A 14,608-nucleotide genomic window follows, 5' to 3' on the forward strand; every position below is an offset into this window, starting at 1 on the left:
CCGCAGTTTGGTGGAAACCAAGATGCATTGCATCAAATTATTAGGCGATAAATTAATGGCAAGAAGCTTTCCTAGTCAGGTGAATGAAATTCATGCACGTGTAGCAGTCCTCAACAGATTTACGGAATTAGGTCGACCACTTACCCAAGTTACGCCTTAAATTTGGCTCAATTAGGGGCGCTTTGTATTTCAAATCTTTGTGCAACAAAGCCAATAAAAAGTATATTTAATCAAACAATTTATTTTAAAGTTTTGCTATAAAGGAAGCTTAATTATGATAGGCAGACTTGGTGCTTTACCCATAGTTCTAATAATAATATTGTCCTGAAATCAACAAATCTTAGCTCAAGATTGTTTGACATGTGATAATACTACTGACTTGCCTTTAGACTGTCCATTTGATGGAGGCGAGCGAACTTACGTAGTAAGAGGATGTCGTGTCAATGTTATTGCTGAGTGGAAGAACTGGGATGCAATAGAACAAAAAGATTTTTGCCTAGCTACCCCACCTCAAGGAACTATTCTTCGTGACCACGAAGAAAAAGTAATTAGCAACAATAATGGTTCATTTTCAGTTTCTAAATATACTAAGGGATTCGACTTTTCATATGAAAAAAATGTGAAAGATGCATTCGAAACTGCTATTGAACTTGCTAGAAAAAATAATGATAAACAATTAGAAGATCGTCTGAAGGAAGAATATAAAAAAACATTAGATATTATAGAAAAAGCAAAAACTAATATGGATACTGTGCGTGTTGAAGTTAAGGCTCGACCTCATGGAAATATTTTTGATAGAAAGAGAGGTTGGATGGATGTTAAAACTGATTTACATGTTAAATGCATTGCACCAATTAACTTAAAAGAGCAACTCTTAAAAACTTATGGTCTTGAGAATGTCACAAAGAGCGCACCAAGAAAAGTCACATTTTATAATAATTCAAAAAGTAACATGTATGTTCATACTCGAACAGGTGATAGAGCATATTCGTGTGAATCAGGGCAACGGACAACTCAGAATTTCGAAATAAAACCTAAAGAGAAAATTGATATTGAAATGGATATTGATCAAAATGTTTGCCATACGTATTCAGAAAAGGTTCCAAAAGTTAATTATTCCTCACTATGCATTGATTCTCTAGGCTCCCTTATAAAACTTGACCGCTCACAAAAGTGTTATCAGAAGCCTTAAATTTAGAACTTAACTATAAGTATTCATAAGTAATTAAAAGGTAGAAAATAGTCATATTACATTTCCTGAGCCAACTTAAGTTTTAGTTATGTTTACATTTACAGGATAGTGATGACTAAATTTTAGCTAAAATTAAAGTTACTAGGTTTCCAAATAGATAATAAATTTTAAAAACTTAATGAGTTTACTTTTATAGACAAATTTTTTAAAAAAATTCCTTTAACACTTAAAATACAGTATGTTTAAGCACTCTATCTTTGTTTACATCTAAAAAAAGGGAATATAAGGCATCGCTAAAACGGTCACATAAGACAATTTTCCCAGCTTCTAATGCGGGCAGAATCACTTGTGCCAGATGCTGGGCACGCGCCGCATACATCAATAACAGCTCGGTATCATGCGCCATGGCTTCTTCATGGTTCACAGCCAGCAACAGCGAGCGAATCTGCTCAGCCATCGGGGTTCCACCGGGTTCACGAGTCAAAATAACATCTTTGCCCTGGGCGATAAAATCTTCATAGATCGAACGAATGAGCGTGGTTTTACCTACACCTTCTGTGCCTTCAAAGCTAATAAACATACTCATTCCTTATTTTTCGAGCGTAAAATCGTCAGATATTCCTGTACGGCTTTATTGTGATCATTCAGATTGCTCGTGAACTTATGTCCACCATTACCGGTAGCGACAAAATACAGGTTGTCAGAATTATCCGGATGCATGGCTGCTTCAATGGCTTTCTTGCTTGGCAACGCAATTGGCGTTGGCGGCAAACCTGAAATAGTATAGGTGTTATACGGCGTCGGTGTGCGTAAATCTTTACGGGTAATATTGCCATTATAATTATCGCCCATTCCGTAAATCACTGTTGGATCGGTCTGTAAACGCATGCCAATTTTTAAACGGCGTACAAATACCCCAGAGACCTGTTCCAATTCACGATCTACACTGGTCTCTTTTTCAATAATCGATGCCATAATCAGCGCGTCATATTTATTCTGATATGGCAGATCAGTTGCACGTTTCGCCCACGCCTCATCCAGTGCTTTCATCTGTCGCTGATAAAGATTGGTCAGAATTTTACGGTCAGTTTCACCTTTGGCAAAGAAATAAGTATCCGGTGCAAACAGCCCTTCAGGATGTGAAAACGGAATATTGAGTTCTTTGAGTAATTGCTCAGTAGGCAGATGCAGCACTTCTTTGGTGACCAGATCATTTTTCTTCAGGGCATCAATCAGTTGCTTAAAAGTCGTTCCTTCAATCACCAGAATCCGGCTCATCTGGGCATTGTCTGCATCGGAAATCATCTCCAAGACCTGACGGATGCTCATGCCCTGGCGCACTTCATACACGCCCGCTTTCATGCTGTCATGAATCATGATGCGCTGATACAGCTTGAGAATGATCGGAAAACTCACCTGATTTTCTTTGGCCAGACGATCAATAAAACCGGAATAGGTTTGACCAGATTCAATCGCGAGCAGCTGTTTTTTTCCTTCGACAGGATACTCCTTCCACAAACTGCTTTTCAGGATCAACGCCAAGATCAAAGCAATCCCCATCAGGACCAAGGCAATTCCTTTGAAAGATGAGGAGAATCTCGCTTTATTTTTCTTTTTGGCTTTAGGTTTGGAAGCTGACATATTAAGACATCTGGTTCAATCGAAGACGGTTAAAAATTTCAATACAAGCATCGCCATCCAAGGTTCGCTGCTCAAATTGCGTGACAATTTTCATCGGGCTGAGTGCATTGCAGAAAAACAGGCTTTGAATATGGTTGATTTCATCCATATCGATACAGCGTTGCTGACAGCTAATTCCCTGATCTTGCATACGTTGTAGAATTTCTGCACGCATGACACCGAAGACGCCATTATAACGAAGTTCCGGCGTAATCCATGTATTGTTTATACGAATGAAACAATTACTGCTTACCCCTTCGACAACACCGCCCTGTACATCTGTCACCAGGGCCTCAGGCCAGCCGCTTTGATCTGCTTCCTGTTTCAGCAAAACCTGCTCCAGACGGTTTAAGGTTTTTAGCCCGACCAGACTGGGCATCGTCAATCCTAATGCCTGCTGTAAGATGCCACTTTGAATCTGCTCAAACTTAAATTCCTGTACAGTTTGAGGGTAATAAAATAGCCAGAGATCTCCAGGATGATCCGGCAGGCTATAACCGCGCTGACCGATTCCACGACTCAGCACAATCTTTAATGTTCCATTCAGCTCACGTTCAGACTGCCGTAAAATCTGTAAACTTTCTGAAATCAGATCAAGATTGGCATTCAGGCTTAATTTTTGATTGCTGATTTGCAAACGTGCCAGATGACGATCATATAATTCAATCCGGTTATGCCGAATCCGGGCCGTGGTAAAACAGCCATCACCATAATGAAAGCCACGATCCAGCACATCTATCTGGCTGACCTGTTGGGCATTTTTTAAATACAGCATATTTTGCAGCCTCTAAAATGAAAAATTGAGCAGTCAGATTCAGGCTTCACCTATATATCTTTTTTACTCACATCCAATTCTTTTTTAATTATTTTTTATGCAAAAAATCTCAAGCTATTCTTACCTCATCTAACAAAAGCTAAAAAACTTGAGGCAAAAAATGAACACGCGTAAATTAAAAATTGGGGTACTGGCAGCGCTACTTTCAGCAAGCGCCTTAAGCGTTTCAGCAAAAGATTTCCTGAACGTGTCTTATGACCCGACTCGCGAATTGTACGACAACTTTAATAAAGAATTCAGTGCTTACTGGAAAAAAACCACTGGCCAGGAAGTCAATTATAAACAGTCGCATGGCGGTTCAGGCAAACAGGCACGTGCGGTGATTGATGGTCTGGATGCAGATGTCGTGACACTGGCACTGGCGGCAGATATTGATGAAATTGCAGAGCGCGGTTTGCTGCCGAAAGACTGGCAGAAGAAATTCCCGCAAAACTCGACGCCTTATACTTCGACGATTGTGTTTTTGGTACGTAAAGGCAATCCAAAAGGAATCAAGGATTGGGGCGATCTGGTTAAACCGGGCGTAGACATTATTACTCCAAACCCGAAAACCTCAGGTGGGGCGCGCTGGAATTATTTAGCTGCCTGGGCTTGGGCCAAACATCAAAAAGGTGGCAATGATGCCAAAGCACAAGACTTTGTCCGTCAAATCTACAAACAAACCAAAGTACTGGATTCTGGTGCGCGTGGTGCCACCACCACTTTTGCTGAGCGCGGCATTGGGGATGTATTACTCGCTTGGGAAAATGAAGCGCATTTAGCTGTCCGCGAACAGCCGGGAAAATTTGAAATCATTACCCCTTCTCTGTCTATTCTGGCTGAACCACCGGTGGCGATTGTAGAAAAGAATGCCAAGAAAGATGGTAATGAACATCTGGCCAAAGCCTATCTGAATTATCTGTATTCACCTGCTGGGCAAACTGTGGCTGCGAAAAACTTTTACCGTCCACGTAATGCGAATGTCTTGAAGCAGTACAGCAGTGTATTTAAATCCTTAAAACTGGTGACCATTGATAAGGAGTTTGGCGGCTGGAGCAAGGTGCAGAAACAGCATTTTGACAATGGCGGTGTGTTTGATCAGATTGTCAAAGCCAATCATGCGAAATAATGCGTTAAATGCAATTAATCATGGCCTTTATTCATAAGGCCATTCTTATTTCAAGCACTTAAGCGTTTATTTATCTCTTTTTTTCATATTAAATTCATTTTTAATTATTTTTTACGCATAAAGAATACGTTTATTCTGCCTCCTATGTTACAAAACGTATAAGAGATTGAGGATCATATGAGCATTTCAAACACATTAAAACTTGGGGTTTTAGCTGCTGTTATCTCGGCAACCTCATTTGGTGCAGCAGCACGTGATTTTCTCAATGTATCCTATGATCCGACCCGTGAACTGTATGAAGATGTAAATAAGAATTTTGGCAAATATTGGGAAAGCCGTACCGGTCAAAAAATCAATTTCAAGCAATCGCATGGCGGTTCAGGCAAACAGGCACGTGCCGTGATTGATGGTCTGGATGCAGATATCGTAACGTTAGCATTGGCTGCCGATATTGATGTGCTGGCAGAAAAAGCTAAACTGTTACCTGCGGACTGGCAAAAGAAATTGCCGCAAAACTCGACGCCTTATACTTCAACCATCGTGTTCCTGGTGCGTAAAGGCAATCCGAAAGAGATTAAGGACTGGGGTGATCTGGTCAAACCGGGCGTAGCAATCATTACCCCAAACCCGAAAACTTCAGGCGGTGCACGCTGGAATTATCTGGCGGCTTGGGCTTGGGCCAAACATCAGGCGGGCGGCAACGATAAGACTGCGCAAGAATTTGTTCGTAAAATTTATAAAAATACCAAAGTTCTGGATTCCGGGGCACGTGGTTCAACCACGACCTTTGCTGAACGTGGCATTGGGGATGTTTTACTCGCATGGGAAAACGAAGCGCATTTAGCCCTTCGCGAACAGCCGGGCAAGTTTGAAATTATTACCCCTTCTCTGTCGATTCTGGCTGAGCCACCGGTGGCGATTGTAGAAAAAAATGCCAAGAAAAAAGGCAACCAGCACTTGGCTCAAGGTTATTTGAACTTCCTGTATTCGCCATTGGGTCAAGACCTGGCAGGTAAACATTATTATCGTCCACGTAATGCCAAAGTACTGGCCAAATACAGCCAAGTATTTAAGCCATTAAAACTGGTGACGGTTGATCAGGAATTTGGCGGCTGGAACAAAGTACAAAAGGCTCACTTTGAAAATGGTGGTGTATTTGACCAGATCGTTAAAGCCAACAGCGCGAAATAATTTTCCAAGCTGATTGATATAGGAGCATCGACATGATTCATACGCTTATCGTTCCTGGTGTAGGTGGCAGTGAATACAACCACTGGCAAACCTGCTTACAGCACCGGCTGATGCGATGCTCCCGTGTGCAGCAAAAGGACTGGAATCATCCGGTACTGGATGTCTGGGTGGCAGAATTTGTCAAAACTCTGCAAGCCATTCCAGCAGAGGTTCAGATTGTCGCGCACAGCTTTGGCTGTCTGACCAGTATTGCGGCCCTTGCCCGACATCCGGAACTCAATGCAAAAGTAAAAAATCTGGTATTGGTGGCCCCGGCCAATCCGGCACGGTTTGGGGAAAATGGTTTTGCGCGCGACAGTCAGACAGACTACAGCACCTATTTTCAACAGCTCAAGCTTCAGGTGCCCACCACGTTATTGATCAGTGAAAATGATCCCTGGTTAAGTTTTGAAGATGCCCACATACTGGCCCAAACCTGGAAAATCAAACCAATTAATCTGGGTGCAGTCGGTCATGTCAATGTCGCTTCTGGTTTTGGCCCTTTTCCTGAAATTGAACACTATTTGATTTCAGAAAACACTATGCCCCATATCAGCAAAGTTGATGAGAGCAAGTGTTATTTTAAATTTGCATTTTAGTCGCTGCAAATTATGCTTGTGCCCAAATTGTTTTTTATTTTAGCTGATTGACTTCAATCAGCTTTCTCTCTTCTGAGGAGTAATCATGTCGCAGCGATCCCGAGTGCTGCCAGGATTTGGTCTTTCTCTAGGCTTTACCCTAGCGTATTTGTCATTAATCGTTTTGATCCCGCTGTCAGCTGTTTTTATTAAATCACTGGGCATTGGCTGGGATGGCTTATGGGAAATCCTGAGCTCTGAACGTATCTTGAAATCATTGCAGTTAAGTTTCACCGCGGCCATTGTCGCTGCACTGGTCAATGTAGTGTTTGGCCTGTTACTGGCGTGGTGTCTGGTACGTTACAGCTTTCCGGGCAAACGTATTGTCGATGCCCTGGTAGATTTGCCTTTTGCCTTACCCACTGCGGTTGCGGGTATTGCCCTGACCTCTTTATATGCACCGACCGGCTGGATTGGTCAATATTTAGAACCGATTGGCATTCAAGTCGCTTATACCTCGATTGGTATTACACTGGCATTGATCTTTATTGGTCTGCCTTTTGTAGTGCGTACGGTTCAGCCAGTCCTTAGCGATCTGGAAACTGAACTGGAAGAAGCTGCATCTGCATTGGGTGCCAACCGTTTTCAGATTGTGACCAAAGTGATTTTCCCAATTCTGCTGCCTGCGCTGATCACTGGCTTCGCTTTAGCCTTTGCCCGTGGTGTCGGTGAATATGGTTCAGTGATCTTTATTGCTGGTAACCAGCCTTTTGAAACGGAAATTGCACCCTTAATGATTATTTCTCGCCTAGAAGAATATGACTATGCCGGTGCAACCACGATTGCTGTCGTCATGCTACTGATTTCCTTCGTGATGCTATTCCTGATTAACTTATTACAGGCATGGGCCAGCCGTCGTACCGGGAGAACTGCGCGATGAGTTTAAATACCAACAGCAATGCGCTGGCTGAAAAGCTGCAATCCCGCGATGCAACCCGCGAGCCGACTTGGGTACGTTATACCTTGCTCACGATTGCGCTGATTTTCTTTTTAAGCTGCCTGATTCTGCCCTTGATTCTGGTATTTGTGGAAGCCTTTAAACAGGGAGTTGGTGTCTATACACAGGCACTGGTGCATCCGGATACCTTGTCGGCAGTGAAACTTACCTTGCTGACGGCTGCAATCGCAGTACCGCTTAACGTCGTATTTGGTGTTGCAGCAGCCTGGTCTGTGGCGAAGTTCAACTTTCCGGGGAAATCCTTCCTGACCACCATTATTGATCTCCCTTTCTCGGTTTCACCTGTAATCGCGGGTATGATGCTGGTGCTGATTTTTGGTACCCAAGGCTGGATGGGTTCCTGGCTGATGGATCATGATATCAAGATCCTTTATGCGGTGCCTGCGATTGTTCTGGCGACTATCTTCATTACTGTACCTTTTGTTGCGCGTGAGTTGATTCCGTTAATGGAAGCACAGGGGACCGAAGAAGAAGAAGCTGCGATTGTACTCGGTGCATCTGGCTGGCAGACTTTCTGGAAAGTGACCCTGCCCAATATCAAATGGGGTCTGATCTACGGCGTGATTCTATGTAATGCGCGGGCCATGGGTGAATTTGGTGCGGTGTCGGTGGTTTCCGGTCATATCCGTGGTGAAACCAATACCTTGCCGCTACACGTCGAAATTCTTTATAACGAATATACCTTTAGTGCTGCGTTTGCCGTGTCTTCGCTTCTGGCTCTCCTCGCAATTGTGACCCTGATTTTAAAAACATGGGTGGAACTGCGCCAGGAAAAACAAGACAAACGTAATGAAGATTCAACAGTTTCTTAAGGAATGCCCACATGAGTATTCAAGTACAAAATATTGAAAAACACTTTGGTGCATTCCACGCACTAAAAAACATTTCGCTGGATTTCCCAGATGGTCAACTGGTCGCACTTCTTGGCCCATCCGGCTGTGGTAAAACCACTTTGCTACGGATTATTGCCGGTCTGGAATCTGCGGATGGCGGTCAGGTGATTTTAGAAGGTCAGGATGCCACCAATGTACATGTGCGTGAGCGTGAAGTTGGCTTTGTATTCCAGCACTATGCCCTATTCCGCCATATGACGGTATTTGACAATATTGCCTTTGGCCTGCGTGTGCGTCCACGTAAAACTCGTCCATCGGAAGCGGAAATTAAAAAACGTGTGACACGTTTACTCGACTTGGTTCAGCTCGGTTTCCTTGCTGACCGATATCCAGCTCAACTTTCTGGGGGTCAGCGTCAGCGTATTGCCCTTGCACGTGCTCTGGCCGTTGAACCACGTGTATTATTACTAGATGAACCTTTCGGTGCACTGGATGCCAAAGTGCGTAAGGAACTGCGTCGCTGGTTACGTACCCTGCATGACGAATTGCATATTACTTCTATTTTCGTAACACACGATCAGGAAGAAGCGCTTGAAGTTGCAGATCAAATCGTGGTGATGAACAAGGGCAATGTTGAACAAATTGGTTCACCACGTGAAGTCTATGAAACACCGAAAACCCCATTTGTATTCGACTTCTTAGGTCAGGCGAATCGTTTTGAAGGTCAAAACAATGCAGGCATCATCCAGCTCGGTGAAGACCGTATTCAATTCGAGGGTGCAAAAAATGCCGCTCAAGGTGAAGTGATTTTATTCGCACGTCCAGATGAACTACGCATCCATGCACAGCCACACGACAATGCCATTCAGGCGACCTTCATTCGTGAATTATGGATCGCGGGTAAAGTAGTTGCTGAGCTAAATGACCGTCAAGGCAATCTGATTGAAATTTTACTGACGCCTGATGAAGCGAGAGCGCATCAATTCCGCCCAAATCAAACTGTTTGGTTAAGTGCGGTGAATTTGCATTTATTTGAAAACCAGGTCGCTTAAGACCAAAAGATGGGGCTTTAAAATGCCCCATCCTCTTCTAGGGTAAGAGAATTATGAATTTCCAACAATTAAGAATTATACGAGAAACGGTTAGACAAAACTTTAATTTAACTGAAGCTTCTGCTGCGCTTTATACTTCACAGTCCGGGGTAAGTAAGCATATTAAAGATCTGGAAGATGAACTGGGGGTGCAGCTGTTTATTCGCAAAGGTAAACGTCTACTGGGCTTAACCGAACCGGGCCAGGCACTTTTAGGCATTGTAGAACGCATGCTGGTCGATGCCGACAATATCAAACGTCTGGCCGATGATTTCAATAAAGTCGATGAAGGTACATTGACCGTTGCCACAACGCATACCCAGGCGCGTTATGTGTTGCCACCGATTGTCAGCCAATTCAAAAAAGAATTCCCTAAAGTTCATCTAATTTTGCAACAGGCCAGCCCGGTTGAAATTACGGAAATGTTACTTCAAGGTCAAGCCGATATCGGTATTGCGACCGAAGCACTCACCACTGAAGATAATTTGGCCAGCGTGCCTTATTATAACTGGCAGCATAGTATTATTACCCCGCAGAATCATCCACTGGCAAGTAAGGAACACGTGCTCATCGAAGATCTGGCGCACTACCCGATTATTACCTATCACGGTGGTCTTACCGGTCGCTCCAAGATTGATACCGCCTTTGAAGAAGCTGGTTTTGATGTGGATATTGTGATGTCCGCACTTGATGCCGATGTCATCAAGACCTATGTAGAAATGAATATGGGTGTCGGCATTGTCAACGATGTGGCCTATGACCCGGAGCGTGATTACCGCTTAAAGCAGATTAAAACCGATATTTTCGGCATAAATACCACTTGGATTGCAGTACGTAAAGGTCATTTACTGCGAGGTTATGGCTACGAGTTTATTTCACTCTGTTCCCCAGACGCAGATATTAAGGCACTGAAAAAAGTGGCTTATCCAGACGAATAAAGTGCACTATTTTAAGTTTTTAATCAAAGAGGCTACATCGCCTCTTTTTTATTTTTTGAGTGGATAAAGAATATAAATATCAAGCATAATCACGTGCATAATAAATTGAATTATACCAAGATGATCAATAATAAATTTGCTCTTTTCTCCATGGGCTTGTTTTTCTCCGGGTCAGGTTATGCAGCAGCGTTTGAACAATCTAACCAAAGCATCCAATCGTTTTTTGAAAAAAATCATTATGCTGAAGTTTCATTGGCCTGGGTTCGCCCTGATATCAGCGGTCAGGTACAACATACCGAAGAGCTGCAACAATTAGGCATCACCGATTTTTCTACAGGAAATCTTACCCATAACCAATGGGTTTCCAATGCCGCATTAAAATTCCAGTTGAATCCTCAAGTGTCGTGGGGACTGATTTACGATCAGCCTTATTCTATAGATATCGCTTATCGTTATGATCCTGTTTTTGCAGGTGCAGCGCTTCCAATTGAGGCTGCTACCATTCAGTTTGAGAGCCATAATTTGACCTCATTAATTGGCTTTCAACCAAACGATAACTGGAATTTTTATACAGGGCTAAGTTATCAAAGCTTAGAGGGAAATTTATATTTATCCGGGCAGACATTTTATATATTCAATGGTTATCGAGCCACATTTGAACAAGATCCCGCTTGGGGCTGGCTTGCTGGAATCAGTTATCAGATTCCTGAATATTTTTTTAGAACCGCACTGACCTATCGTTCTGCAATTACTCATCACAATAAAACCACTGAATCGATTGTTGTAGGTACAAATCCAGCACCTTATACAGAAATTCAAACTCCAAAATCTGTGAACTTGGATTTTCAGACAGCTTTAACTGATCAAAATGCACTCTATGGCACGCTGCGTTGGTCAAACTGGCAGAATTTCGTGATCCAGCCGCCTAAATTTGGCGCTGTAATTGACTATGCGGCCTTACAATTCCCTGAAGTAAAACCTTTTAGAATGATTGATTATCGTAAGGATCAATGGTCTGGAAAAATCGGACTTGCCCATCAATGGCCATCTTTTGGCATAAATTCTATCGAGCTTGTATGGGATTCTGGTACAGGAAATCCGGCTTCAACCTTGAATCCGAGTGATGGCTATTGGGGTATCGGACTAGGTCATCTTTATAAGATTCAAGAAACCTGGGATATTGCTACTGGACTATATTATTTAAAGTTTCAAGAACCTGAAATTTCTTCATCCGAACCTATGACGCCACAGATTGCAGGTTTATCCGCAGTTTCCGATAACAGTGCCTGGATCTTAGGTTTGAAACTAGGTTATCACTTTTAAAATTGTTCTAAAAAACAAAAAAACGGGTCGAAGCCCGTTTTTTTATGAAGTTAAATCTTAGAAGCGGAAGCTTACACCCAGTTTAGCCACTGGTAGCCATTCGTACTCATTATCGTTACGAATTTCGCGCTCTTCATCATTAAGTGCCTGACCTAAGGTACGGCCATCATCACCTACTAAGAGAAGCGCTTCTGGATTAGCAGTTAAATTTGCAGTTGGATTTCCATTATAGTATGCACCAATCTCACCAAATACACCCCAACGATTAGTAATCGCTGGAGAGAAACCGATACCTACATAAGGTGCAATATTGTTCTTGTAGGATAAATCACCACTAATACGAACATCACCACCTGTAGTGTTAGCAAAACGTGATCCATCAACTGTGAAAGATGCATTAGTACCTGGACGACGTTCTAGACCATAATCGTTATCAATATAACCTACACCAGCCGCCATATAGAACCAGTTTGCCCAAGGACGGATTTCAGCATTTAAATAAGTCAGGTTATTATCCATGTCCAAGTCATAATCATTACCACTAATAGACAAATCATCAGACCAAGAGATATCACCGCCGTTATAACCTAAAGTGACACCTACATATGGGTTAGCACTCCAGGAAATTGCACCACCATAACCGGTAGTACCGACTTCAGCACGAACAGAAGCTGGTTTAAAGAAAGAGAATTCAGCAACGCCTTCATCTGTTACGATTGTTTCATCAGCAGCCATCGCAGAACTCGCTGCTAGAGCTAAGGCTGATACTGCCAAAATATTATGTAAAGATTTCATTATTTCTCTCCTCAAAAGAACTTATTTTGATCATTAGTTATTCGTGATAGGCTCAATATAAAGGACTTAAAAAATATTTTTTATTCGCATTTTGCTCATCTTTTGTTATTTTTTGATACAAATTAATTTTTCTTGTTCAGAACCAAGCGTTTTCTAACACTTCTCCTACATTTCAACATAATGAAAAAGTACACTTATCACTTTAATAATTTCACGCTTTCTACACTTTTGGTTATTTTTCATCTATTTTTAGTCCTTTCAACTATTTTTCCTGCAATATAGTGTAAAATCTAGAAAATTTTTTTCTGGAAGGAAGATCATGTCGCAGCTTTCAACAATCATTGAACAAGCGTTTGAAGACCGTGCGAATTTTACAGCTGCAGATTGCTCTGCTGAAATCCGTCAGGCAGTTGAGGAAGTAATTGCTGGTCTAGACAATGGTACTTTACGTGTTGCTGAAAAAATCGATGGTGAATGGGTTGTTCATCAATGGATTAAAAAAGCGGTATTGTTATCATTTAAATTAAACGACAATAAACCAATGGAAGCTTGTGATCTTCGTTTCTATGACAAAGTAGAGACTAAATTCTCAGGTTGGACTGAAGAACAATTCAAGGCTGCTGGTGTACGTGTCGTACCACCTGCTGTCGCACGTAAAGGTTCTTTCCAGGCTAAAGGCGTGATCTTGATGCCTTCTTATGTCAACATCGGTGCTTATGTAGATGAAGGCACGATGGTGGATACTTGGGCAACTGTAGGTTCATGTGCACAAATTGGTAAAAATGTTCACTTGTCAGGTGGTGTAGGTATTGGTGGTGTGCTTGAACCGCTTCAGGCGAATCCAACTATTATTGAAGATAACTGCTTTATCGGTGCACGTTCTGAAATCGTTGAAGGCGTAATCGTTGAAGAAGGTTCTGTGATTTCAATGGGCGTATTCATTGGTCAATCAACCAAGATTTATGACCGCGCCACTGGCGAAATTCATTATGGTCGCGTACCAGCTGGATCTGTCGTTGTTGCAGGTAGCCTTCCGTCTAAATGCGGTACTTACAGCCTGTATGCTGCAATTATCGTGAAAAAAGTTGATGCACAAACTCGTTCTAAAACAAGCCTGAACGATCTATTACGCGAAGACTAAGATGTCTTAACTTAGAGGATACATTCGTGTTCCTCGGAGCTTCAACCGCTCCTCGTCTCTACGATTAGTAATGATCGTAGGGATTTTTATTTTTATACCCGGTTATTTATTTTTCATTGGTTAGTTTTGTTATGAATACGCTTCGATCTTCCGCAATTCCTGTCTCTGATCCGTCTGCGGGTTTACGCATTACGGAGATTTTCTATTCATTGCAAGGTGAAGCCAATGCCGCAGGACTGCCAACGGTATTTATCCGTTTAACCGGTTGTCCATTACGTTGTAGCTATTGTGATACCACCTATTCCTTTGAAGGCGGTGAGCGTCAGTCTCTGGACGATATTATCCAGACCACGCTTGATTTTAAAACCCCTTATGTTTGTGTGACCGGCGGTGAACCACTGGCACAACCAAATGCCCTACCCCTGATGCAGCGACTTGCGGATTTAGGATGTGAAGTTTCACTTGAAACCAGTGGCGCTTTAGATGTGTCCAAAGTGGATTCACGTGTTTCCAAAGTTTTAGATTTAAAAACACCAACTTCAGGTGAAGTTGCACGAAATTTGCTTTCTAATCTCGATCATTTAACTGCACATGATCAAATCAAGTTTGTGATATGCAATCGTGAAGATTATGAATGGTCAAAACAGCAGCTTGAACAGTACCAACTTCAAGACAAAGTGAGTACAGTTTGGTTTTCGCCTGCATTTGCGGTCGAAAAAGGTGCGGTTTGTTTACCCCCACTGGCACGTGATTTGGCTCAGTGGATTTTAGAAGACCACCTCCCTGTTCGTTTCCAGTTACAACTGCACAAGTTGTTATGGAATGATGAAACTGGTCGTTAATTTT

At 42.4% G+C, this 14,608-nt stretch carries 14 protein-coding genes and 2 pseudogenes; 12 read left to right on the plus strand and 4 right to left on the minus strand.

The window, feature by feature from the left end; all coding sequences use genetic code 11:
* A pseudogene (locus WFH18_RS07355) lies at positions 1-160 on the plus strand (IS5/IS1182 family transposase); the annotation flags it as partial.
* 219 nt (positions 161-379) lie between these two features.
* The gene (locus tag WFH18_RS07360) at positions 380-1,192 is read left to right on the plus strand and encodes a hypothetical protein (protein WP_336754719.1); all 813 of its coding nucleotides are present in this window, start codon (positions 380-382) and stop codon (positions 1,190-1,192) included.
* Positions 1,193-1,469: 277 nt separating this feature from the next.
* Here WFH18_RS07360 and tmk read toward each other — a convergent pair.
* From tmk to pabC, 3 genes and pseudogenes are all read right to left on the minus strand, one after another.
* Positions 1,470-1,772, minus strand: a pseudogene (gene tmk, locus WFH18_RS07365) (dTMP kinase); the annotation flags it as partial.
* A gap of 2 nt (positions 1,773-1,774) precedes the next feature.
* A complete protein-coding gene (gene mltG, locus WFH18_RS07370) occupies positions 1,775-2,833 on the minus strand; it encodes an endolytic transglycosylase MltG (protein ID WP_005247523.1) in 1,059 nt (352 codons plus the stop codon).
* A 1-nt stretch (position 2,834) separates the two neighbouring features.
* Entirely contained in the window at positions 2,835-3,647 is an 813-nt protein-coding gene (gene pabC / locus WFH18_RS07375) for an aminodeoxychorismate lyase (RefSeq protein WP_164542958.1), read from the minus strand.
* Between the two features lie 160 nt (positions 3,648-3,807).
* Between pabC and WFH18_RS07380 the strand changes: the two genes are divergently transcribed.
* From WFH18_RS07380 to WFH18_RS07415, 8 genes are all read left to right on the plus strand, one after another.
* Entirely contained in the window at positions 3,808-4,815 is a 1,008-nt protein-coding gene (locus WFH18_RS07380) for a sulfate ABC transporter substrate-binding protein (RefSeq protein WP_164542959.1), read from the plus strand.
* Positions 4,816-4,992: 177 nt separating this feature from the next.
* On the plus strand, positions 4,993-6,006 hold the full coding sequence (locus tag WFH18_RS07385) for a sulfate ABC transporter substrate-binding protein (protein ID WP_004731673.1): 1,014 nt from the start codon (positions 4,993-4,995) through the stop codon (positions 6,004-6,006).
* A gap of 32 nt (positions 6,007-6,038) precedes the next feature.
* Positions 6,039-6,644: an RBBP9/YdeN family alpha/beta hydrolase gene (locus tag WFH18_RS07390; RefSeq protein WP_164542960.1), complete on the plus strand. Its 606-nt coding sequence runs from the start codon at positions 6,039-6,041 to the stop codon at positions 6,642-6,644.
* A gap of 85 nt (positions 6,645-6,729) precedes the next feature.
* Positions 6,730-7,563, plus strand: a complete 834-nt coding sequence (gene cysT, locus WFH18_RS07395; RefSeq protein ID WP_164542961.1) for a sulfate ABC transporter permease subunit CysT — start codon at positions 6,730-6,732, stop codon at positions 7,561-7,563.
* Positions 7,560-8,453, plus strand: coding sequence for a sulfate ABC transporter permease subunit CysW (gene cysW, locus WFH18_RS07400; RefSeq protein ID WP_004279077.1), 894 nt, complete (start codon positions 7,560-7,562; stop codon positions 8,451-8,453). The genes cysT and cysW overlap by 4 nt, the downstream gene beginning before the upstream one ends.
* An 11-nt stretch (positions 8,454-8,464) precedes the next feature.
* Entirely contained in the window at positions 8,465-9,526 is a 1,062-nt protein-coding gene (locus WFH18_RS07405) for a sulfate/molybdate ABC transporter ATP-binding protein (RefSeq protein ID WP_004645633.1), read from the plus strand.
* A 53-nt stretch (positions 9,527-9,579) separates the two neighbouring features.
* Complete coding sequence (locus WFH18_RS07410; RefSeq protein ID WP_129717245.1) at positions 9,580-10,503, plus strand: CysB family HTH-type transcriptional regulator; 924 nt, start codon at positions 9,580-9,582, stop codon at positions 10,501-10,503.
* A 93-nt stretch (positions 10,504-10,596) separates the two neighbouring features.
* The gene (locus WFH18_RS07415) at positions 10,597-11,826 is read left to right on the plus strand and encodes an OmpP1/FadL family transporter (protein ID WP_171521921.1); all 1,230 of its coding nucleotides are present in this window, start codon (positions 10,597-10,599) and stop codon (positions 11,824-11,826) included.
* Positions 11,827-11,883: 57 nt separating this feature from the next.
* Here WFH18_RS07415 and carO read toward each other — a convergent pair whose 3' ends face one another.
* Positions 11,884-12,621: an ornithine uptake porin CarO gene (carO, locus tag WFH18_RS07420; protein ID WP_164542962.1), complete on the minus strand. Its 738-nt coding sequence runs from the start codon at positions 12,619-12,621 to the stop codon at positions 11,884-11,886.
* A 319-nt stretch (positions 12,622-12,940) separates the two neighbouring features.
* Here carO and dapD point away from each other — a divergent pair, with 319 nt between their 5' ends.
* Together dapD and queE are read left to right on the plus strand one after the other, a co-directional pair.
* The gene (gene dapD, locus WFH18_RS07425) at positions 12,941-13,762 is read left to right on the plus strand and encodes a 2,3,4,5-tetrahydropyridine-2,6-dicarboxylate N-succinyltransferase (RefSeq protein ID WP_004645637.1); all 822 of its coding nucleotides are present in this window, start codon (positions 12,941-12,943) and stop codon (positions 13,760-13,762) included.
* Between the two features lie 131 nt (positions 13,763-13,893).
* Entirely contained in the window at positions 13,894-14,604 is a 711-nt protein-coding gene (gene queE, locus WFH18_RS07430; protein WP_005247540.1) for a 7-carboxy-7-deazaguanine synthase QueE, read from the plus strand.
* Positions 14,605-14,608 lie beyond the last annotated feature (4 nt).

The organism is Acinetobacter sp. USHLN143 (genome assembly GCF_037145695.1).
Taxonomy (GTDB): domain Bacteria; phylum Pseudomonadota; class Gammaproteobacteria; order Pseudomonadales; family Moraxellaceae; genus Acinetobacter; species Acinetobacter fasciculus.

Bases quoted from the DNA above. Each gene is read 5' to 3' on its own strand.
- carO (WP_164542962.1), bottom strand. From the start codon at position 12,621: ATGAAATCTTTACATAATATTTTGGCAGTATCAGCCTTAGCTCTAGCA.
- WFH18_RS07390 (WP_164542960.1), top strand. From the start codon at position 6,039: ATGATTCATACGCTTATCGTTCCTGGTGTAGGTGGCAGTGAATACAAC.
- WFH18_RS07405 (WP_004645633.1), top strand. From the start codon at position 8,465: ATGAGTATTCAAGTACAAAATATTGAAAAACACTTTGGTGCATTCCAC.
- queE (WP_005247540.1), top strand. From the start codon at position 13,894: ATGAATACGCTTCGATCTTCCGCAATTCCTGTCTCTGATCCGTCTGCG.
- pabC (WP_164542958.1), bottom strand. From the start codon at position 3,647: ATGCTGTATTTAAAAAATGCCCAACAGGTCAGCCAGATAGATGTGCTG.
- WFH18_RS07385 (WP_004731673.1), top strand. From the start codon at position 4,993: ATGAGCATTTCAAACACATTAAAACTTGGGGTTTTAGCTGCTGTTATC.
- WFH18_RS07380 (WP_164542959.1), top strand. From the start codon at position 3,808: ATGAACACGCGTAAATTAAAAATTGGGGTACTGGCAGCGCTACTTTCA.
- cysT (WP_164542961.1), top strand. From the start codon at position 6,730: ATGTCGCAGCGATCCCGAGTGCTGCCAGGATTTGGTCTTTCTCTAGGC.
- mltG (WP_005247523.1), bottom strand. From the start codon at position 2,833: ATGTCAGCTTCCAAACCTAAAGCCAAAAAGAAAAATAAAGCGAGATTC.
- dapD (WP_004645637.1), top strand. From the start codon at position 12,941: ATGTCGCAGCTTTCAACAATCATTGAACAAGCGTTTGAAGACCGTGCG.
- cysW (WP_004279077.1), top strand. From the start codon at position 7,560: ATGAGTTTAAATACCAACAGCAATGCGCTGGCTGAAAAGCTGCAATCC.
- WFH18_RS07410 (WP_129717245.1), top strand. From the start codon at position 9,580: ATGAATTTCCAACAATTAAGAATTATACGAGAAACGGTTAGACAAAAC.